Genomic DNA, 17,242 nt, shown 5'->3' on the forward strand with positions numbered 1-17,242 from the left:
ACCGGCGATTATACGCGCAGTTCGAGCGGCGGCCGGCAGATGGACGCTGCTGCCAAACACGCTGTTGAAAACGCGGCCTTTTTCTCTCGCCAATAGGATCGATGGCCCGTCGTCCGGCGGACGAAGGGCCTTGTCGGCTCAGCCCAGCGCCGCGCGCACCGCCGCCAGACCGTGCTCGGCCTTGGCGCCGTCCGGGGCGCCGCCCTGGGCGAAGTCGGGCTTGCCGCCCGCGCCCTGGCCGCCCATGGCCAGGACGGCGGCGCGGGCCAGTTCGGCGGCGTTGACCGTGCCGGTCAGGTCCGAAGTGACGGCGACGGTGACGGCGGCCTTGCCCTCGGTCACGCCGATCAGGGCGACGACCCCCGTGCCGACCTGTTTGCGGAAGTCCTCGGCCACGCCGCGCAGACCCTTGCCGTCCACCCCATCCAGGACGCGGGCGATCAGCTTGACGCCGCCGATCTCCTCCGGCGCGGAGGACGCGCCCGAACCGCCGCCCAGGGCCAACTGTTTCTTCAACTCGGCGACCTGTTTCTCCAGCGTCCTGACCGACCCCTGAAGGGTCTCGACGCGCGCCGGCACGTCCAACGGCTGGATCTTGAAGTCGCGAGCCAGGTTGCGGGCCACCTTGGCCTGACCTTCCAGATAAAGGCGCGCGGCCTCGCCGGTCAGGGCCTCGATGCGGCGGACGCCGGCGGCGACGCCGGTTTCCTGAACCACCTTGAACAGGCCGATGTCGCCGGTGCGGGCGACGTGGGTGCCGCCGCACAGTTCGACCGAATAGGGGGCGTTGTCCGAAACCAGCGAACGGCCCAGGGTCAGGACGCGAACCTCGTCGCCGTATTTTTCGCCGAACAGGGCGATGGCGCCGGCCTCAATGGCGTCGGCCGGAGCCATCAGCTTGGTCTCCGCCGGGACGTTCTGACGGATCACGGCGTTGACCTCGGCCTCGATGGCGGCCAGCTCCTCCTCGGTGACCGGGGCCGAATGGCTGAAGTCGAAGCGGGCGCGCTCGGCGTCGACCAGTTGGCCCTTCTGCGCCACCTGCGGGCCGAGGACATTCTTGAGCGCCGTGTGCAGCAGGTGGGCGGCCGAGTGGTTGGCGCGCGTGGTCAGGCGTTTGTCGGCGTCAACGCTCTGCGCCACGCGGGCGCCGATCTGAAGCGTGCCAGCCGTGATCTGGACGGACAGGACGTGAAGGTCGCCGGCGTGTTTCTTGACGTCCAGCACTTCCGCTGCGCCGCCCGGCCACTCCAGGGTTCCCTGGTCGCCGGTCTGACCGCCGCTCTCGGCGTAGAAGGGGGTCGTGTCGAACAGGACCTCGACGATGTCGCCGGCCCCGGCCGCCTCGACAGGAGCGCCGCCGTTCAGGATGGCCAGGACCTCGCCCGACCCTTCGACGGCTTCATAGCCGGTGAAGACGGTCGGCCCCATGCGGTCGCGCACGGCCAGCCATTCGCCGGCGTTGGCCGTCTGACCCGAGCCCTTCCAGTTCTCTCGCGAGCGCTGGCGCTGTTCGGCCATGGCGGCCTCGAACCCGTCGACATTGACCGAGAAGCCGCGACGACGGGCCTCGTCCTGGGTCAAATCCAGAGGGAAGCCATAGGTGTCGGACAGGGTGAAGGCGGTCTGGCCATCCAGCATGTCGCCGGGCTTGAAGCCCTGAACCGCCGTGTCGAACAGGGTCATGCCGCGGCCGAGCGTGGTGCGGAAGCGGATCTCTTCCTGCTTCAGCGTGTCCTCGATGAAGGGCTGGGCGCGGGCCAGTTCGGGATAGGCGTCGCCCATCTGCGCCACCAGGGTCGGGACCAGACGGTGCATCAGCGGGTCGGCGGCGCCCAGCAGGTGGGCGTGGCGCATGGCGCGGCGCATGATGCGGCGCAGCACATAGCCCCGACCTTCGTTGGACGGCGTGACGCCGTCCGCGATCAGGAAGGACGACGAGCGCAGGTGGTCGGCGATGACTCGGTGGCTGGCGGCGCGCTCGCCCTCGGACTTGGTCGAGGTGGCGTCTTCGGAGGCCGCGATCAGGGTCTTGAACAGGTCGGTCTCGAACACCGAATGGACGCCCTGGAGGACGGTGGTCATCCGCTCAAGGCCCATGCCGGTGTCCACGCTGGGCTTGGGAAGGTTGCGAACGATCTGGTCGTTCTCCTTCTCGAACTGCATGAAGACGTTGTTCCAGATCTCGACGTAGCGGTCGCCGTCCTCGTCCGGGCTGCCGGGAGGGCCGCCGGCGATCTTGTCGCCGTGGTCCCAGAAGATTTCGGTGCAGGGGCCGCAGGGACCGCTGTCGCCCATGGCCCAGAAGTTGTCAGAGCCGGCGATGCGGATGATCTTGTCGTCGGAGAAGCCGGTGACCTTCTTCCAGATGGCGGCGGCCTCGTCATCGTCGATATAGACGGTGACCAAGAGGCGCTTGGCGTCCAGGCCGAACTCCTGCGTGACCAGCTTCCACGCCCGGTCGATCGCGTGTTCCTTGAAATAGTCGCCGAAGGAGAAGTTCCCCAGCATTTCGAAGAAGGTCAGGTGGCGGGCGGTATAGCCGACGTTGTCCAGATCGTTATGCTTGCCGCCCGCGCGGACGCATTTCTGCGAGGAGGTGGCGCGCGGATAGGGCGGCTTGGCCGCGCCCGTGAAATAGTCCTTGAACGGCACCATGCCCGCATTGACGAACAACAGGGACGGATCGTTCTGCGGCACCAGCGGCGCCGAGTGCACCTTCTCGTGGCCGTCGGCCGCGAAGAAGTCGAGGTAGGTGGCGCGGATCTCGTTCAGGCTGGGCATAGGGACGTGTCTTCGGCTCGGCGGTCGCTAAGGAACCGGCGTCATATAGGGTTTTGGCGGGGAACGCATCCCCGCCTCCGGGCCGCCGTCAGACGCGCGGCGGCGGCCCGAACTTGCCGGCCTGATAGTCCTGGACCGCCTGGATGATCTCTTCGCGGGTGTTCATGACGAAGGGGCCGTGGCTGAAGACCGGCTCGCCGATGGGTTCGGCGTGGCCCAGGAGGACGACGGCGTCCGATACGGCGGTGATCTGAACCGCATCGCCGTCGCCCAGGGCGGCCAGGTTCCATTGCGGCACGGCGGTGCCGGCGACGGAGACCTCGCCCTTGACGACATAAAGGAAGACGTTGCGGCCGGGCGCGACGGGGGTCTCGAACGCCGCGCCGGTCGGCAGACGAACGACAGCCAGATGGATGTCGATCAGCGACTGGATCGGCGCCTCGACGCTCAGCCATTCGCCCGAGACCGGCTCGACCGTGACTCCATTCTCGGTGACGAAGGCCGGGATGTCGGGCTTCTGCAGGCCGACATAGGCCGGCTTGGTCATCTTCAACCGCGACGGCAGGTTCACCCACAGCTGAAGAATCTCCATCGGGCCGCCGTCACGCTTGAAGGCGGCTGGCGACAGTTCGGCGTGGATCAGGCCCGAGCCGGCGGTCATCCACTGGATGCCGCCCGCCGAGATGATGCTCTCTCCGCCGCCGGAATCGTTATGGGCCAGTTCGCCGTCCAGAATGAAGGTGACGGTCTCGAAGCCACGGTGCGGATGGGGCCCGAAGGGCAGGCCCGCATTGCCGGGCGCATAGGTCTGGGGTCCGTGGTGGTTCAGGAACAGGAAGGGATCGATCTGGTCCACACCGGGGCCGGGCACGGGGCGGCGCGTGGTCAGGTCGCCGATGTCGTCGCGAACGGCGGGGTGCAGGCGAAGGACGGGACGGGGCGTGTTCTGTGTCATTCGTCACATATAAGGTGGCTAATCTGCCGCCGCCAGCCTAGCCGGGACGAGCGACCGTCACGGCGCGCGCGCGACCGTTCTGGACCAGTTCGCCGCTCCAGCCGCGGCCGGCGGCCCGCAGATGCAGTTCGCCGTCCGCCAGCGGCACCACGGCGGCTGCGCCGTCGAACCTGGCAGGACCGGCCGGACCATCAGCGGTCGGCGCCGCCCGCGCGTCCAGCCGGCGCCAGGCGCCTTCGATGCGTCGACCCTCGCCCCGGTCGGTCAGGGCGAAGGACAACAGCGGCTTGCCGTCGGCGTCCGCGACACGCCAGCGCCCGTCCAGCGGACCGGAGAGATGGTCAGCGTCGATCTCGGCCTGGGCGACGCCCTGGTCGTAGGCGGTCTGCCCGTCGCCAGGACTGACTTCATAATCGCCGGCATAGGCCTCAACGACGACCGCCGCGGTCAACGGGCTGCGTCGCCAGTCGCCGCCGGCGTCGCCCTGCGCTTCGATTTCCCGACCAAAGTCGGACGGCGGCTCGAACGGCCGGACCACGGGGGCCTGATAGGTTTCAGGCGTGGCGTCCAGAAGCCCCGCGGCTTGAGGCGTCTGGGCCAAGGCTGCTGCGGCGAGGAGGGCGAACAGGATCATGCGCCCACCCTGCCAAATCGCGGGACCGATCGCCTAGAGCCGGCAAGCCTTCGCGCGAAAACGTGATTCGGGCGAACGGCAAGGGTTAGAGACGCAACAATCGTCCCTTATGGCCAGCCGTGCGTTGACACCGGCCGCCCGGGGTCACAAAAGCCTCCGCAACCGCACACGGCGATTGAATTCATTCGCTTTTGAGAACCATTCGCATGACCAAGCCCAGCCCGAAGCCGGGTGGCGCAGCAAACGACCGGACGGGTCGTTTCGTCACCCAACCGAACGGTCACGTCACGCCGCTTTCGCCGCACATGGGCGTATGGCGCTGGCACGTGACCATGGCCGCCTCCATCCTGTTTCGCGCGACCATCATCGCCGCGACCGTGGGCGTGCTGTTCGTGGTCGCCTGGCTGGGCGCGATGGCGTTCGGCCCGGAACGTTACGCGGACTTCCTTATACTGGCCGGATCGCCGCTGGGCCTGTTCGTCGGCTTCGGCCTGACGGTGGTGCTGTTCTCCTTCGTGCTGAACGGCGCGCGTCACACCTATAACGACACCGGCAACGGGCTGACCCTGGGATCGGCCAATCTGCTGTCCAACATCGCGGTCTGGGCGCCCGTCCCGCTGGCCGTGCTGTTCTGGGTCGTCCTGTTCGTCGCCGGGAGGGTTTCGCTGTGAGCGGCGCCGTCAAGTTCAAGAACAACGTCAAGGTTTCCGAGCGCCACGGCGCCGGAGAATGGCTGACCGAGCGGGTGCTGTTGATCGCCCTGCTGCCGCTGGGCCTGTGGGTCGCCTCGACCGGCTTCAGCCTGGCGGGCGCCGGGTATGACGCCGTTCTGGCCTGGTTCGCCAATCCGCTGAACGCGGCCCTTATGGCGATCGCGGCGGTGGTCTTCTTCGGCTATCTGAGCCTGGCCTGGAAGGTGATCCTTGAAGACTATGTGCCGAACGCAGGGACACGCGGCCTGCTGGTCGCCCTGCTGAACATCGTCTTCGTCGTGCTGGCCGCCGCCAGCGTCTTCTTCATCGTGCGGCTGGCGCTGGGCTCGGCGCCGCTGCCCGCCGGCTTCGGAGCCTGAATAGACCGATGGCTGCTTACGAACTTATCGATCACGAATACGACGTCGTCGTCGTCGGCGCCGGCGGCTCGGGCCTGCGCGCCGCACTGGGCGCCGCACAGCAGGGGCTGAAGGTCGCCTGCGTGACCAAGGTCTTCCCGACCCGCTCGCATACCGTGGCGGCGCAAGGCGGCATCTCCGCCTCGCTCGGCAACATGGGCGAAGACAGCTGGCAGTGGCATATGTACGACACCGTCAAGGGGTCGGACTGGCTGGGCGACCAGGACTCCATCGAATATCTGGTCCGCAACGCCCCCAAGGCGGTCTATGAGCTGGAACACTGGGGCGTGCCCTTCAGTCGCACCGACGAAGGCAAGATCTATCAACGCGCCTTTGGCGGCATGACCCGCAACTTCGGCGAAGGCCCGGTGCAGCGCACCTGCGCCGCCGCCGACCGCACCGGCCACGCCATCCTGCACACCCTGTACGGCCAGTCGGTCCGTCGCGAGGTGAAGTTCTTCGTCGAATATTTCGCGCTGGACCTGATCATGCAGGACGGCGCCTGCACCGGCGTCACCGCGCTTCAGCTCGACAATGGCCAGCTTCACCAGTTCCGCGCCAAGATGGTGGTTCTAGCGACGGGCGGTTACGGCCGCGCCTATTTCTCCGCCACCTCGGCTCACACCTGCACCGGCGACGGCAATGCGATGGTGCTGCGCGCCGGTCTGCCGCTGCAGGACATGGAGTTCGTCCAGTTCCACCCGACCGGCATCTATGGCGCCGGCTGCCTGATCACAGAGGGCGCGCGTGGCGAGGGCGGATACCTGACCAACTCGGAAGGCGAGCGCTTCATGGAGCGCTATGCGCCGACCGTGAAGGACCTGGCCCCGCGCGACATGGTTTCGCGCTCCATGACCATCGAAATCCGCGAAGGCCGCGGCGTGGGTCCCAAGAAGGACCACATCTTCCTGCACCTGGATCACCTGGATCCGAAGATCCTGCATCAGCGCCTGCCCGGCATTTCCGAAAGCGCCAAGATCTTCGCCGGCGTGGACGTGACCAAGGAGCCGATCCCGGTCCTGCCGACCGTCCACTACAACATGGGCGGCATCCCCACGAACTATCACGGCGAGGTGCTGACGCTGCGCGACGGCAACCCCGACAGCGTGGTTCCGGGCCTGATGGCCGTGGGCGAGGCGGCCTGCGTCTCGGTGCACGGCGCCAACCGCCTGGGCTCCAACTCCCTGACCGACCTGGTGGTGTTCGGCCGAGCCGTCGGCCTGCGCTGCGGCGAGGTGGTGGACAAGGCGTCCGCCGTGCCGTCGGCCTCCAAGGCCCAGACCGACGCCCACATGGCCCGCCTGGACCGCTTCCGCTACGCGGACGGCTCGACCCCGACCGCCGAACTGCGTCTGTCGATGCAGCAGGCCATGCAAGCCGACGCCGCCGTCTTCCGCACCGGCAAGACGCTGGAAGAAGGCGTCCAGAAGCTGCGCGCCATCGACGCCGCCGGCGCCGACATCAAGACCACGGATCGCGGCCTGATCTGGAACACGGATCTGATGGAGACGCTGGAGTACGACAACCTGATCGCTCAGGCTCTGGTCACCATCGAGGGCGGCCTGAACCGCACGGAATCGCGCGGCGCTCACGCCCGTGAGGATTATCCCGATCGCGACGACGTCAACTGGATGAAGCACACCCTGGCCTGGAAGCGTCCGGGCGAGGGCGTCCAGATCGACTACCGTCCAGTCCACAACTACACCATGACCGACGAAGTCTCGTACATCGAGCCCAAGGCACGGGTTTACTAAGATGGTTCAGCTCACCCTCCCCAAAGGCTCCAAGCCCACCAAGGGCAAGGTTCACAAGGCCGCGCCGGGGTCAAAGGACGTCAAGACCTACAAGGTCTATCGGTACGACCCCGAGGTCGACGCCGATCCGCGCTGGGACGTCTATGAGGTGCCGACCAGCGATCACGGCCCGATGCTGCTGGACGCCCTGATCCACATCAAGAACACGATCGACCCGACCCTGTCGTTCCGTCGTTCGTGCCGCGAAGGCATCTGCGGCTCCTGCTCGATGAACATCGACGGGCGCAACACCCTGGCCTGCACCAAGGGCTGGGAGGAATGCTCCTCGCACAACATCACCATCGCCCCCCTGCCGCACCAGCCGGTGGTCAAGGATCTGGTGACGGACCTGAGCCTGTTCTACGCCCAGTACGACTCGATCCAGCCCTATCTGCAATCGGACGAGCCGGACCCCGAGAAGGAACGCCTGCAGACCCCAGCCGAGCGCGAGAAGCTGGACGGCCTGTACGAGTGCATCCTGTGCGCCTGCTGCTCGACCTCCTGCCCCAGCTATTGGTGGAACCAGGAAGAGTATCTCGGCCCGGCGGCGCTGCTGCAGTCCTATCGCTGGATTTCGGACAGCCGCGACGACGCGACCCAGAAGCGCCTCGATGACCTTGAAGACCCCTTCAAACTGTATCGCTGCCACACGATCATGAACTGCGCCCAGGTCTGCCCCAAGGGGCTGAACCCGGCCAAGGCCATCGCCGAGACCAAGAAGCTGATGGTCGCCCCCAGCCGCAAGAAGGCGGCCTGAGGATCGGACGCCGGAGGCCCTTGCCTCCGGCCCACCCTCGGTTAAGAGCGGCGCATGGCCAAGATCACCTACATCGAACACGACGGGACCGAGCACCCGGTCGAGGTCAAGAACGGCCTTAGCGTCATGGAAGGCGCGATCCGCAACAATGTGCCGGGCATCGACGCGGACTGCGGCGGGGCCTGCGCCTGCGCCACCTGTCATGTCTATGTCGACGAGGCTTGGCGCGAAGCGACGGGCAAGCCCAGCGCCATGGAGGAGTCGATGCTGGACTTCGCCGAAGAGGTTGAACCCAACAGCCGCCTGTCCTGCCAGATCCGGGTCTCGGACGCGCTGGACGGCCTGATCGTGCGTCTGCCGGAAAACCAGCACTGACATGGCCCGGGTCGATCCCGGGTTGGTCGAGATCATCGGTCGCTGGATCGAACACGCGGATGGGGATGCGCCGCCGCCCATCCTGGGCATCGCCGGTTCGCAAGGTTCTGGCAAGTCGACCCTGGCGCAGGTCGTCGCCGAACGGTTCGGCTGCGCGACCCTGTCGCTGGATGACGTCTATCTGACCCAGGCCGAACGTCGGACGCTGGCGGCCCGCGTGCATCCGCTGTTCGCCACGCGCGGTCCGCCCGGAACCCACGATCTGGGTCTGCTGAACCGCGTGCTGGATCGGTTGCGACGCGCCGAACCGGGCGACGCTACGCCCTTGCCGCGCTTTGACAAGCGGGCTGATGATCGCGCGCCAGCGGCGCACTGGCCGGTGTTCGAGGGACGTCCCGCCGCCGTCATCCTGGAAGGCTGGTGCCTGGGCGCCCGGCCTGAGACGCCCAAAGAGCTGGCGGAGCCCATCAACGATCTTGAGCGCGTCAGCGACGGCGACGGGCGTTGGCGGCGTGAAAGCAATGATAGACTGGCCCACGACTATGGGGCGCTGACAGAACGTCTGGATCGCCTGATTTTTCTGCGCGCACCCGATTTCGGGCGGGTGCTGGATTGGCGCTGCGAACAGGAGGCCGAGCTGTTGGGCGTGCGTGAACTTTCGCCGGAACGTCGCGCCGCCATCGCCGATTTCGTCCGATTCTATGAAAGGTTGACGCGGCGCATGCTGGACAGCGGAGTCGGCGCGGATCTAACCGTCACGCTTGACCGAGACCGCCATCCCGTCGCCTTTGCGGGTCATCTGTAGCGTTCAGAGTATGTGGCTTGTTCGGTTTCAAACTCAGGCGCGGCGAGCCGGGACGCGCCCAGGCAGGCCGCGCGGATCGTCGCCTTCATCCACGCAGATTGATCAATGTCGCCGGCGTGGTGTCTGCACCAGGTCTGGAGATGGGGTGCATCATAATCGACCTGTCGGACGGCGGCATGAGGCTGCGTCTGGACCGGGGAACCGCCCTGCCCGCCGAGATCGCCGTCATCGATGTGGCGGAGGGCGTCGCCTATCCCGGCGTTCTGGTCTGGCAGAGGCGGCACGAGGCCGGATTGCGCCAGACCGGCGCCGTTTCGCTGCGCGGACTGGTGCCGGCGCGTATGGCGGGCGCGCGCGACGCCTGGCGGCGCGCGGGCGGGCGCTGATCGCGGATCAGAGACCGGCGGGCATGGTCCCGGCGTTGATGGCGATGCGGCCGACCAGTCCCTTGACGATCAGATCCAGGGCCGAACCCTCGCGATAGTCGGCGGCGGCGACGAAGTTCACCCGGTCCTCGGAGATTAGCGAATAGACCTTCTTCTGGTCCTTCTCGTTCGAGCGCGGATCATAGACGGCGATGGAGAAGCCGCCCTTGGTGTGCATCATCTTCATGGTGGGCACGTCGGTGTCGCCGTCGCCGATGAAGATCATCCGTTCGAACGGCACAGGGCGCTCGTCGTCGGGAATGAAGTGGTTGATCCGCTCATGCTCCCAATGGTTGTTCACGCCCTTGTTGATGCGGAACAGATACTGGGTCTTGGTGGTGTAGTTGACGCCCACTGCGGGCCAGGCGGCCTCTCCCTTGTCGTCATAAACATAGTGGGAGGCAAAGACGTGCTTCAGCGCCGGGCGGATCGGGGTGCCCTCGATCATCTCCTCCAGCCCGGCGGAGATGATGTAGTGTTCGATCTCCAACCCGTAGCGGGCGCCGAACGCATTGATCCGGTCGAACCAGCTGAGATCCTTCAGCCCTTCGAACAGGGCGACCTCGCGGCCGTGATCGCGCAGGGTCTCGCGCGTGACGGGCGCGCCATTCTGGCGCGCATGGTGCAGCATCAGCTGCATATACATCAGGATGCCGTCGCCGTCTGCGTCCTTGGTCAGACGCTCGGCCTCGCTCCAGAAGGCGCCGATGTCCATGCCTACCGAGGGGATGAAGCTCACCTCCTGCATGTTTCCCCGGGCCAGGGTGCCGTCGAAGTCATAGATGAGAGCGGTTTTCAGCGGGGCTTTGTCGGCCATGAGGCGGCATCCGGTGCGTCAGTCGAACCCCGCCCTCTATATCAGCCCGCCGCCCCCGTCGATTGGCGCCTCTGCCCGAAGGTGGGGGCCGCCGTCTTCTGCTCGTCCCAATAGGCCGCGCCCGTCGTCGGTTTGAACATGGTGCGCGGCGTGCCGTTGCGCGCCACCACGGCGAAGGTGTTGGTGGATGCCTGATAGAGCAGGGTGTCGCCGTTCGGGCGTTTGACCGTCTCCACGTCACGCGGCGGCTTGGTGGTGAAGGCCGTCACCTTGGCCAGATAGTCCTCGGCCGAGCGGGCCCCGAAGTCGGCGCCGTTGCGGTCGTAGAGACGAGCGATCTTGGCGTCGACCGTCTCGCGACGGTTGGCGGTCAGGACGGGCTTCGGCTCGGCCGCGGACGCCGTTTCGGCGACCGATCCAGCCGTGTCCGCCAGAGCCATGGGCTTGGCCTCGGTCGAGCGATCACGCGTCTCCACCGCCGAAGATCGGTCGCAAGCCCCCACGGCCAGCAGCAATCCGCCCAGCGCCAGCGCAGCCACGCCCCTAATCGTCGTCTTCATCTCCGCGCCCCTTCATATACCCGCTTGACGCGAAGAAAGCACAACTTGGCTGTTCGCGCAATGTTCCTACGCTCCGTCTCGACGCGGTCATGGAGGATCGCTAGACCTGATCCATGGACAGCCGCGCCCTTTCCCATCGCAAGATCCTGCTGATCGTCGGCGGCGGCATAGCCGCCTACAAGTCGCTGGAGCTGGTGCGGTTGATCGCCAAGGCGGGCGGCCAGACGCGGGTGATCCTGACCGAATCCGGGGCCGAGTTCGTCACCCCCCTGTCGCTGGCGGCGTTGTCGGGCCATCCGGTGCGGTCGGGTCTTTTCCACCCCGAAGAAGAAACCACCATGGGCCATATCGAGCTGTCGCGCTGGGCCGATCTGGTGGTCGTGGCCCCGGCGACGGCGGGCCTGATCGCCAAGGCGGCGAACGGTCTGGCCGACGATCTGGCCTCCACCACCCTGATCGCCACGGACAAGCGGGTGCTGCTGGCCCCGGCCATGAATGTACGGATGTGGCTGCATCCGGCGGTCCAGGCCAATGTCGAGCGGCTGAAGGCTTTCGACGGTTTCCACGGCGTCGCGGTCGTGGGGCCGGACGACGGCGAGATGGCCTGTGGCGAATTCGGGCCGGGCCGGATGGCCGAGCCTGCGGCCATTCTCGACGCCATCATCGGCCTGACGGCGGGCGCCGCCGGGCGGCCTCTGGCGGGCCGGAAGGCGGTCGTCACCGCCGGGCCGACATTCGAGCCGATCGACCCGGTGCGCGGCCTGACCAATCGCTCCAGCGGCAAGCAGGGTTACGCCATCGCCGCCGCCCTGGCGGAACTGGGCGCCGAAGTGACGCTGGTGTCCGGCCCGACGGCGCTCGGCGCGCCGCCCGGCGTGACGCGAGTGTATGTGGAAAGCGCGCTGGAGATGCAGGCGGCGACGCAGGACCAACTGCCCGCCGATATCGCCGTGCTGTCCGCCGCCGTCGCCGACTGGCGCGTGGACATCATCGCGGGCGGAAAGATCAAGAAGGGGCCGGGCGGCCCGCCCACACTGGCCCTGATCGAGAACCCCGACATCCTGGCGGGGATCGCCGCGCCCGGCCCGAACCGCCCCCGTCTGGTGATCGGTTTCGCCGCCGAGACGACCGATCTGGAGGCCAATGCGCGGGCCAAGCTGTCACGCAAGGGCTGCGACTGGATCATCGGCAATGACGTGTCGGACGATGTGTTCGGATCGGACGGCAACGCCGTTCTGCTGGTCACCGCCGACAAGACCGAAGCCTGGCCGCGCCAGTCCAAGACCGCCATCGCCCGCGCCGTCGCCGCCCGCATCGCCGATCACTTCAAGGCCTCCGAATGACCGAACCCGCCGCCGTCCAGATCCAGCGCCTGCCGCATTCCGAGGGCCTGCCTCTGCCTGCCTATGAGACGGCCGGATCGGCGGGCATGGACCTGCGCGCAGCCGTGCCCGAGGACCAGCCGATGACCCTGGCGCCCGGCCAGCGGGTTCTGGTGCCCACGGGCCTGAAGATCGCCCTGCCGCTGGGCTATGAGGCTCAGGTGCGCGCCCGCTCGGGTCTGGCGCTGAAACACGGCATCATCTGCCCCAATGCGCCCGGCACCATCGACAGCGACTATCGCGGCGAGTGCGGCGTGATCCTGGCCAATATCGGCGCCGAGCCCTTCGTCATCCGACGCGGCGAACGCATCGCCCAGCTGGTGATCGCCCGCCACGAACGCGCCGACTGGGTCGAGGTCGAGACGCTGGATGAAACCGCGCGTGGCGCGGGCGGCTTCGGCTCGACGGGGCGTTAGGACGAGGCCGAGGGCAATGGGGCGGTTGGATACGAAACTCCTCAGCGTCGTTGTCACGCTTGTTCTGGCTGGGTGTTCTGAAGCTTCGAATCCTCCTCAACCCACGACGGCGCAGTCGTCCGAGTCGCAGAGTCTAGGTCCGGCTAAATGCCCGGCGTCAGTGTTTCCTATCGATGAGATTCAAAATACGACCGTCACATCCCTTGTTCTGGACGAGGGCGTGTATGCGTTCTTGCCGGACGGTCGATATCGGTTCCGCGGCGGGTGGGGCGGCTCAGAACAGGGCCTGTATCGTATGTGCGGCGCAGACCTCTGCATTTCCCGCAAGGATGGTTCTGAGTTCTGCCGCACGCTGCGCCGGGTCGCCAAGGGCCGCTATCTCGATCCAGAAGACACAGAAATGCTGTTCGAACCCACGGAGGTGCGCGAGCAGCGCTAAACCAGCGGCGCGGTCGACTGGATCAGGGCCTGACGGCGGCGGAGGTGTTCGCGCCAGGCGGTGTAGAGACCGCTGGAGGCGATCAGGGCGGCGCCGGCCAGGGTGCTGAGGGTCGGGGTCGTGGACATCAGCCACCAGCCGAAGACGATGGCGCCGACGATCTGCAGATAGTCGAAGGGCGCGACCACGGCGACCGGCGCCTTCTGCAGCGAGGCGGTCATGAACAGCTGGGCCAGGCCGCCGGCGATGCCCGATCCGACCAGCAGGGCGAAGGTCGTAGGCGAACGCCAATGGCCGACGATGGGCAGCAGGATCGCCCCGACCAGCGACGAACCGACGAAGAACCAGAAGACGATGGCGGCGACGTGTTCTGTGTCGCGCAACTGGCGCAGGGTGATGGTCACGCCCGCCGTCAGCAGGGCGGCGATAAGACCGAAGGCGATGCCCTGGACTGGCACGGCGTGATCCGCCGCTCCTATGACGCCGGGAATGGGCCGCATGACGATGACCACGCCGATGAAGCCCACGGCGACGGCGGCCCAGCGGCGCGCGCCAACCGCCTCCTTCAGGATCAGGAAGGACAGCAGGGTGGCGAAGATGGGGGCGGTGAAGCTGAGGGTCGTGGCGTCGGCCAGAGGCAGCAGCGTCAGCGTCTGAAACACGCACAGGATCGACACTATGCCCAGCGCGCTGCGGCCTACATGGGCCCAGGGGTGCCGGGTAGACAGGGCGCTGAGGCCGCCCTGGCGGGTCATGACCCAGATCAGTACGACCGGCAGGCCGAAGAAGGCGCGGTAAAACAGCATCTCGGGCGCTACGACCCCGTCCAGCGACGCCAGTTTCAGCACCGCCGCCATGACCGAGAAACAGCCCGCCGCCCCGATCCGCAGGGCGATGCCGCCGGCGATGTCCTCGCCGGCGGCTAGGGTTCGTTTGCGTCCCGGCCGTTCAGGCGCGGGCACGAGCGGCTTAGGCCTGGCCGGTTTCGACGGGCTGCTGGGCGATCTGCTGCTGGCGCGCGATGTAGATGGCGGCGAAGTCGATGGGGTCCAGTTGGAACGGAGGATAGAAGCCGCCGTCGGCCGTAGCGCCCGAGATGATCTCGCGTGCGAACGGGAACAGGTAGCGCGGGCATTCGATCAGCAGCAGCGGCTCGATATCCTGCTCCTGAACATTGGCCAGCTGGAACAGGCCGCCATAGACCAGTTCCACGTGGAACACGGGCTGGTTTTCGTGGGTCGCCTTGATCGACAGCTTCAGGTCCAGCTCGAACAGGCCGTCAGGGCGGCCTTGGGCGGCCATTTCGACGCCCAGGTCGATGGCGGGCTTGCCGTCGATGCGGAGGGATTCCGGGGCCCGCGGGTTCTCGAACGAGAAGTCGCGGACGTACTGAGCCAGGATGCGGAAGCCGGGGCCGGCGGGCTGGCCCTGCTGAGCCTGGGCCTGATCGCCTTGTTGGGGTTGGCCTTCAGCAGGGGGGGCGGCGTCGGTCATGGAGCGGTCTTCGAAGCGGTTTCTGGAAACGGATGGCGGCCGATAAGGCGGCAATGAGGCGCCGCGACTACCATGCCGGGACGCTTGGCCGCAATGTCGCGCGCGCGATTGGGGGCGCGGTTCGCCTTGCTTCGCCCTATATGACACCCTAATCACGCCAGACATCCGTCCGGCGCGCCCGTCGCCCGCTACAGGAATTCCGCCTTGAACCTGCCGGTCCAATTCCAGATCGTCGTCTTCGCCGTAATCGCGGCCATCGTCCTGTTCCAGCTTTACAATGTGCTGGGCAAGCGGGTCGGGCGTCAGCCGCAGGAGGACGCCAAGGCGGCCGTGACCGGCCCGACGCCGAACGAGGCGCCGGCGGCGCCCGCCATCGACCCCGCCACCCTGGCCTCCGTCGCCACCCTGAAGGCGCGTGATCCGGCCTTCGACCCGGCGCGGTTCCTAGACGGGGCGCGACAGGCCTATGAGACCATCGTGCGCGGCTACGCCTCGGGCGACCGGGCGGCCCTGAAGCCCCTGCTGAAGCCCAATGTCATGGCCTCGTTCGAAGCCGGCATCGCGGCGCGGGAGACGCGCGGCGAGACGGAATCGGTCGAGTTCCTGTTCCCCCCCCGCGCCGACCTGGAAGGGGCGACGGCCGAGGGCGATCGGGCGGTGGCCAAGGTGCGCTTCCTGGCCGAACTGCGCAGCCGGGTCACCAAGGCCTCGGGCGAGACCGCCGATTCCGAGACCGGCGAGCCGCTGGTCGAGGAACGCCGCACCGCCGAACACTGGACGTTTGAGCGCACCCTGGGGGCGGCCGATCCGAACTGGGTCCTGGCGCGCGTCGAGCCGGCCAACGCCTGATGCCCGGCCTGAGAGGTCTGGGCGGCGGATCGCTTGGCCTGGCCGCGTTGATGGTGCTGGCCGCCTGTTCGTCGGCGCCGATGACGCCGCACCGGCCGACGCCGGGCGCAATCCCCGGCGGGCCTGTTCCCTATACGCCATCGCCAAATCCGAGCGGACCGCCGGCGGCGGCGTCCAACGCCTTGAGCCCCGCTGTCCTGCCCGGATGGAACGACGAGGATCATCTGGCCGCCTTCCGCGCCTATGTGGACGGGTGCGGCGCGGCGCGTGAGGACGCCGCGCGCAGGGTCTGCGCCCGCGCCAAGGCCATGGCGACGACCATGACCGTCACCCCCTCGGACGCGCGGGCCTTCTTCGAGGCCAGTTTCAGCGCCGTGCCAGCGGCGACCGCCGACGGGCGGCCCGGCCTGCTGACCTCCTATTTCGCGCCTGAGTATCCGGCGCGCCGCCGGCCAGACGCGGAGTTTTCAGCCCCCGTCCTGCCCAAGCCCGCCAATCCGCGCGCGGCGGGCGACCGGGCCTATATCGAATCCGCCGCGCGGGCCGATCAGGCGCTGGCCTGGATGCGGGCCGAGGACCTGTTCTTCCTGCAGATCCAGGGCTCGGGCTATCTGACGTTCGAGGACGGGACGCGAGGCCGCGCCGCCTACGCGGCCGACAACGGCAAGCCCTTCGTCGGCATCGCCCGGCCGATGGCGCAGCAAGGACTGCTGCCGCAGAACGGCACCTCGGGCGATGCGATCCGGGGCTGGCTGGCCGACCACCGGGGCTATCAGGCCCAGGCCGTGATGGCGCTGAATCCGCGCTACATCTTCTTCCGTCTGGACCCGGACGATAACGGCCATCCGGCCGGCGCGGCCGGCGTGCCCTTGACCGAACGCCGGGCCATCGCGGTCGATCCCGCCCATTGGCGCTATGGCGAACTGGTCTGGCTGGAGGCCGACGGCGGCAATCTACGCGGCGCCAGCGCCAGCTATCGCGGCCTGGCGATGGCGCTGGACACCGGTTCGGCCATTCGCGGTCCCGTGCGGGCTGACCTCTATATGGGGCGTGGGGACGCCGCGGGGGCCGAGGCCGGAACCGTGCGCCACCCCTTGCGGATGTGGCGTCTGGTTCCGAAGGGCTGACCCCCTCCCCGTTCCTGAACCTTAAGCCAGGTCCTCGATCTCATCCTCTGTCAGTTCGCCGGGGACGATGGTGACGGGCAGTTTGCGGCCGCCGATCTGGGCCCCGTGTTTGATGATGGCCGAGACCAGCGGGCCGGGTCCGCGCGAGCCCGCGCTGGCCGCCAGGACCAGAATCTTGATGTCGGGGTCGGCGGCGACGACCTTTTTGATGGCGCCCTGGGCGTCGCCGGTCTCGATCAGGAAGACGGGCGCGGCGCCCGAACGGGCCATGGCCTCCTCGCCGAGGCGATTGAGCAGGCCTTCCGCCTCCTCGCGCTGCTGGCGGGCGATCTCTTCACGCGCGCCCGACCAGTGGGCGTCGCTGTCGGACGGCAGGACGCGCAGCATGACCACGCGCCCGCCCGTCGACTTGGCCCGGCGCGAGGCGAAGCGCAGGGCCGCCTCGAACTCGGGACTGTCGTCGACGACGACGAGGAATTTTCTCGGCATTGCGGCCTCCCCAGCCTGATGTCGGACGAG

At 67.6% G+C, this 17,242-nt stretch carries 20 protein-coding genes; 12 read left to right on the plus strand and 8 right to left on the minus strand.

The genetic code is table 11. The features are described 5' to 3' along the window. Window positions 1–138 precede the first annotated feature (138 nt). From alaS to KZX42_RS14950, 3 genes are all read right to left on the minus strand, one after another. Window positions 139–2,784 carry an alanine--tRNA ligase gene (alaS, locus tag KZX42_RS14940; protein ID WP_248120585.1) on the minus strand — a complete coding sequence of 882 codons (2,646 nt, stop codon included), beginning with the start codon at window positions 2,782–2,784 and terminating at the stop codon, window positions 139–141. 88 nt (window positions 2,785–2,872) lie between these two features. Next, window positions 2,873–3,739, minus strand: coding sequence for a pirin family protein (locus tag KZX42_RS14945; RefSeq protein ID WP_248120587.1), 867 nt, complete (start codon window positions 3,737–3,739; stop codon window positions 2,873–2,875). Window positions 3,740–3,776: 37 nt separating this feature from the next. Next, window positions 3,777–4,373 (minus strand): hypothetical protein, encoded by a 597-nt coding sequence (locus KZX42_RS14950; protein ID WP_248120589.1) that lies wholly within the window; start codon window positions 4,371–4,373, stop codon window positions 3,777–3,779. Between the two features lie 206 nt (window positions 4,374–4,579). On the opposite strand from KZX42_RS14950, the gene sdhC reads away from it, so the two are divergent. From sdhC to KZX42_RS14985, 7 genes are read left to right on the plus strand one after another with little or no spacing between them, the layout of a single operon-like run. Then, window positions 4,580–5,044 (plus strand): succinate dehydrogenase, cytochrome b556 subunit, encoded by a 465-nt coding sequence (gene sdhC, locus KZX42_RS14955; RefSeq protein WP_248120590.1) that lies wholly within the window; start codon window positions 4,580–4,582, stop codon window positions 5,042–5,044. Continuing rightward, window positions 5,041–5,445 (plus strand): succinate dehydrogenase, hydrophobic membrane anchor protein, encoded by a 405-nt coding sequence (gene sdhD, locus KZX42_RS14960; RefSeq protein WP_248120592.1) that lies wholly within the window; start codon window positions 5,041–5,043, stop codon window positions 5,443–5,445. The genes sdhC and sdhD overlap by 4 nt, the downstream gene beginning before the upstream one ends. An 8-nt stretch (window positions 5,446–5,453) precedes the next feature. After that, on the plus strand, window positions 5,454–7,238 hold the full coding sequence (gene sdhA / locus KZX42_RS14965; protein ID WP_248120594.1) for a succinate dehydrogenase flavoprotein subunit: 1,785 nt from the start codon (window positions 5,454–5,456) through the stop codon (window positions 7,236–7,238). 1 nt (window position 7,239) lies between these two features. Next, complete coding sequence (locus KZX42_RS14970) at window positions 7,240–8,034, plus strand: succinate dehydrogenase iron-sulfur subunit (RefSeq protein WP_248120596.1); 795 nt, start codon at window positions 7,240–7,242, stop codon at window positions 8,032–8,034. Between the two features lie 54 nt (window positions 8,035–8,088). Further along, on the plus strand, window positions 8,089–8,409 hold the full coding sequence (locus KZX42_RS14975; RefSeq protein ID WP_248120598.1) for a 2Fe-2S iron-sulfur cluster-binding protein: 321 nt from the start codon (window positions 8,089–8,091) through the stop codon (window positions 8,407–8,409). Between the two features lies 1 nt (window position 8,410). Further along, window positions 8,411–9,214 carry a kinase gene (locus tag KZX42_RS14980; protein ID WP_248120600.1) on the plus strand — a complete coding sequence of 268 codons (804 nt, stop codon included), beginning with the start codon at window positions 8,411–8,413 and terminating at the stop codon, window positions 9,212–9,214. Between the two features lie 17 nt (window positions 9,215–9,231). Beyond that, on the plus strand, window positions 9,232–9,600 hold the full coding sequence (locus KZX42_RS14985; RefSeq protein WP_248120602.1) for a PilZ domain-containing protein: 369 nt from the start codon (window positions 9,232–9,234) through the stop codon (window positions 9,598–9,600). A 7-nt stretch (window positions 9,601–9,607) separates the two neighbouring features. Here the strand turns inward: KZX42_RS14985 and KZX42_RS14990 are convergent, their stop codons facing one another. Next, window positions 9,608–10,456 carry an HAD family hydrolase gene (locus KZX42_RS14990; protein WP_248120604.1) on the minus strand — a complete coding sequence of 283 codons (849 nt, stop codon included), beginning with the start codon at window positions 10,454–10,456 and terminating at the stop codon, window positions 9,608–9,610. 41 nt (window positions 10,457–10,497) lie between these two features. Then, complete coding sequence (locus KZX42_RS14995; protein WP_248120605.1) at window positions 10,498–11,016, minus strand: S-type pyocin family protein; 519 nt, start codon at window positions 11,014–11,016, stop codon at window positions 10,498–10,500. A 113-nt stretch (window positions 11,017–11,129) separates the two neighbouring features. On the opposite strand from KZX42_RS14995, the gene coaBC reads away from it, so the two are divergent. The 3 genes from coaBC (at window position 11,130) to KZX42_RS15010 (ending at window position 13,253) form a co-directional block, all read left to right on the plus strand. Continuing rightward, window positions 11,130–12,359 (plus strand): bifunctional phosphopantothenoylcysteine decarboxylase/phosphopantothenate--cysteine ligase CoaBC, encoded by a 1,230-nt coding sequence (gene coaBC, locus KZX42_RS15000; RefSeq protein WP_248120607.1) that lies wholly within the window; start codon window positions 11,130–11,132, stop codon window positions 12,357–12,359. Continuing rightward, entirely contained in the window at window positions 12,356–12,814 is a 459-nt protein-coding gene (gene dut / locus KZX42_RS15005; RefSeq protein WP_248120609.1) for a dUTP diphosphatase, read from the plus strand. Before coaBC ends, dut begins: the two co-directional genes overlap by 4 nt. A 160-nt stretch (window positions 12,815–12,974) precedes the next feature. Continuing rightward, complete coding sequence (locus KZX42_RS15010) at window positions 12,975–13,253, plus strand: hypothetical protein (protein ID WP_248120611.1); 279 nt, start codon at window positions 12,975–12,977, stop codon at window positions 13,251–13,253. Here KZX42_RS15010 and KZX42_RS15015 read toward each other — a convergent pair. Together KZX42_RS15015 and secB are read right to left on the minus strand one after the other, a co-directional pair. After that, window positions 13,250–14,215, minus strand: coding sequence for a DMT family transporter (locus tag KZX42_RS15015; protein WP_248120613.1), 966 nt, complete (start codon window positions 14,213–14,215; stop codon window positions 13,250–13,252). The genes KZX42_RS15010 and KZX42_RS15015 overlap by 4 nt on opposite strands. A 7-nt stretch (window positions 14,216–14,222) precedes the next feature. Continuing rightward, entirely contained in the window at window positions 14,223–14,747 is a 525-nt protein-coding gene (gene secB, locus KZX42_RS15020) for a protein-export chaperone SecB (RefSeq protein WP_248120615.1), read from the minus strand. Window positions 14,748–14,957: 210 nt separating this feature from the next. On the opposite strand from secB, the gene timA reads away from it, so the two are divergent. Continuing rightward, window positions 14,958–15,596, plus strand: a complete 639-nt coding sequence (gene timA, locus KZX42_RS15025; RefSeq protein WP_248120766.1) for a TIM44-related membrane protein TimA — start codon at window positions 14,958–14,960, stop codon at window positions 15,594–15,596. Further along, the gene (locus tag KZX42_RS15030) at window positions 15,596–16,723 is read left to right on the plus strand and encodes an MltA domain-containing protein (protein WP_248120617.1); all 1,128 of its coding nucleotides are present in this window, start codon (window positions 15,596–15,598) and stop codon (window positions 16,721–16,723) included. Before timA ends, KZX42_RS15030 begins: the two co-directional genes overlap by 1 nt. 21 nt (window positions 16,724–16,744) lie before the next feature. On the opposite strand, the gene KZX42_RS15035 is transcribed toward KZX42_RS15030, so the two are convergent. Then, a complete protein-coding gene (locus tag KZX42_RS15035) occupies window positions 16,745–17,212 on the minus strand; it encodes a universal stress protein (RefSeq protein ID WP_248120619.1) in 468 nt (155 codons plus the stop codon). Window positions 17,213–17,242: the final 30 nt, after the last annotated feature.

It is taken from the genome of Brevundimonas sp. EYE_349, assembly GCF_023147505.1.
In the GTDB taxonomy this organism is placed as follows: domain Bacteria; phylum Pseudomonadota; class Alphaproteobacteria; order Caulobacterales; family Caulobacteraceae; genus Brevundimonas.

Excerpts from the sequence above, each read along its gene's own strand:
- KZX42_RS14980 (WP_248120600.1), top strand. The coding sequence starts at position 8,411 with ATGGCCCGGGTCGATCCCGGGTTGGTCGAGATCATCGGTCGCTGGATC.
- KZX42_RS15030 (WP_248120617.1), top strand. The coding sequence starts at position 15,596 with ATGCCCGGCCTGAGAGGTCTGGGCGGCGGATCGCTTGGCCTGGCCGCG.
- KZX42_RS14995 (WP_248120605.1), bottom strand. The coding sequence starts at position 11,016 with ATGAAGACGACGATTAGGGGCGTGGCTGCGCTGGCGCTGGGCGGATTG.
- KZX42_RS14970 (WP_248120596.1), top strand. The coding sequence starts at position 7,240 with ATGGTTCAGCTCACCCTCCCCAAAGGCTCCAAGCCCACCAAGGGCAAG.
- KZX42_RS14945 (WP_248120587.1), bottom strand. The coding sequence starts at position 3,739 with ATGACACAGAACACGCCCCGTCCCGTCCTTCGCCTGCACCCCGCCGTT.
- secB (WP_248120615.1), bottom strand. The coding sequence starts at position 14,747 with ATGACCGACGCCGCCCCCCCTGCTGAAGGCCAACCCCAACAAGGCGAT.
- KZX42_RS14975 (WP_248120598.1), top strand. The coding sequence starts at position 8,089 with ATGGCCAAGATCACCTACATCGAACACGACGGGACCGAGCACCCGGTC.
- sdhA (WP_248120594.1), top strand. The coding sequence starts at position 5,454 with ATGGCTGCTTACGAACTTATCGATCACGAATACGACGTCGTCGTCGTC.
- dut (WP_248120609.1), top strand. The coding sequence starts at position 12,356 with ATGACCGAACCCGCCGCCGTCCAGATCCAGCGCCTGCCGCATTCCGAG.
- KZX42_RS14950 (WP_248120589.1), bottom strand. The coding sequence starts at position 4,373 with ATGATCCTGTTCGCCCTCCTCGCCGCAGCAGCCTTGGCCCAGACGCCT.
- sdhC (WP_248120590.1), top strand. The coding sequence starts at position 4,580 with ATGACCAAGCCCAGCCCGAAGCCGGGTGGCGCAGCAAACGACCGGACG.
- KZX42_RS15035 (WP_248120619.1), bottom strand. The coding sequence starts at position 17,212 with ATGCCGAGAAAATTCCTCGTCGTCGTCGACGACAGTCCCGAGTTCGAG.
- KZX42_RS14990 (WP_248120604.1), bottom strand. The coding sequence starts at position 10,456 with ATGGCCGACAAAGCCCCGCTGAAAACCGCTCTCATCTATGACTTCGAC.
- coaBC (WP_248120607.1), top strand. The coding sequence starts at position 11,130 with ATGGACAGCCGCGCCCTTTCCCATCGCAAGATCCTGCTGATCGTCGGC.
- alaS (WP_248120585.1), bottom strand. The coding sequence starts at position 2,784 with ATGCCCAGCCTGAACGAGATCCGCGCCACCTACCTCGACTTCTTCGCG.